Annotated in this window: 1 pseudogene; it reads left to right on the top strand. The window is 37.0% G+C overall.

Annotated features, from left to right (window positions below):
- A pseudogene (locus HMPREF9065_RS10315) lies at positions 1 to 1,354 on the top strand (sel1 repeat family protein); the annotation flags it as partial.
- Positions 1,355 to 1,426 lie beyond the last annotated feature (72 nt).

The raw sequence follows: 1,426 nt of genomic DNA, 5'->3' as shown, positions 1-1,426 counted from the left end.
GACCGATGAGCAAACACGAATTCAAAAGCAAATCAATGCTCACTCTTGGCTTGGTGGTTGTTATTTCGAGCAGGCACGGAAGGTTAAAGACATAACGGAAGCGAAGGATTTATTTACAAAAGCAGATGAGCACAACCAAGAGCGACTCAAACTTACCGAACAGCTGAGTGATGAGCAAACACGAATTCAAAAGCAAAACAATGCTCAATCTTGGATTGATCGTTGTCACAGAAATATTAGCTTTCTTGAAAAAAATTGGCCTTCTTATTGGGAGAAGAAAAAACAAGATATACGTAACGCGTTATTCTCAAATATGAGTAAACGTCTAGATAAGGAATTTGAGGACGCAGTTTCTACTATTCTAGCCGTTTTAAATATTCCTCCGATTGAACTGGGTTCAATCCCACTTGCGCATTACACATCTTCCACTGTCTGTAACAAACTGTTTGGTGTTGTTAATGAGGATGATCCTAGTCCAATGAGGATTGGCAGTTCCACCTATATGAATGATCCCTCTGAAGGAAAAGGGTTACTGGAATTGTTATCGTTACAAGATTTGGAATTGGAAAATAAAGTGGATTGCTCATCCCACAATGCTTTTTTTGCCTGTTTTTCTAGTCGGGTGAACGATTTAAATCAATTTCGCCTATATGGCAAAGAAGATGGCGTAGAGGCTTCGGGATGTTGTTTGGTATTCAATAAAAACGGAGATTGGCTAAAATTACCTGACATTTCAGCACCCTTCCGTAGTATTACCAAAAATCAGGACGAAAATTTAGCTGAATTTAAGGAGGCTAATATTTCCAATGTGGAATACGAAAACCTACCACTTTATCAAGTTGCTTATATCGCATATAAAGATGAATACATTGCTGAAGAAAAATGTCAAAGATGGCTAGATAACTCGTTTGGAATCTGTTTGAAGACGATAGGTGGAAATAAAGATTGGCATAATTTTCGTCTTGATCAACTTAAAGAGGCTCTACAAGAGCTTATTGGCTTTTTTAAGGAGAAAGACTGTGTTAATGATAAAAACAAAAATGCGTTGGAATATATTCGCTATTTATTCAAAGACTTTGCTTTTCGTGATGAAGAAGAATTCCGTGTGCTAAAAATGGCAGAAATCGGCTCAGAAGAAATTGAATATTGCGAAACTACCCAATCTATTTATTTACCTTATGCTGATATCAGCAATGTGGTAGATGAAGTCATTTTGGGCACCAATTATGAGAAAACCAATAGCAGACACAAAGCAGAAGTATTCCAACACCAAATGAGACAAAAATGCCCAAATGTGAAGATTTCTCGTTCATCATTGCCAATTTATGCGAACCCTCCGATTAAGAAAGACTAAAACCAAAAAGTTTCCATCTTATTGGAAACTTTTTCTTGTTATAGCCAGCCAAAGTCTGGCTATAAAAACCAT

Source organism: Aggregatibacter sp. oral taxon 458 str. W10330, assembly GCF_000466335.1.
Lineage (GTDB): Bacteria > Pseudomonadota > Gammaproteobacteria > Enterobacterales > Pasteurellaceae > Aggregatibacter.
This window is presented reverse-complemented; position numbering and strand designations above follow the sequence as displayed.